The sequence below is a fragment of the Streptococcus humanilactis genome (genome assembly GCF_019448275.1).
In the GTDB taxonomy this organism is placed as follows: Bacteria; Bacillota; Bacilli; order Lactobacillales; family Streptococcaceae; genus Streptococcus; species Streptococcus humanilactis.
In genome coordinates, this window is sequence record NZ_JAHXBZ010000041.1 from 1 (window position 1) to 233 (window position 233).

Genomic DNA, 233 nt, shown 5'->3' on the forward strand with positions numbered 1-233 from the left:
GCTACAGCGCTAGTTGATGCTGATGTAGACGCTACGGCGCTTGTACTTGCTGACGTAGATGCTACAGCGCTAGTTGATGCTGAGGTAGACGCTACGGCGCTTGTGCTTGCTGATGTAGAGGCTACAGCGCTTGTGCTTGCTGATGTAGAGGCTACCGCACTTGTGCTTGCTGATGTAGAGGCTACAGCGCTTGTGCTTGCTGATGTAGAGGCTACCGCACTTGTTGATGCTGA

General features: G+C 53.2%; 1 pseudogene. It reads left to right on the forward strand.

What is annotated here, in order from left to right:
* Positions 1-233, forward strand: a pseudogene (locus KV696_RS10575) (adhesive domain-containing protein); the annotation flags it as partial.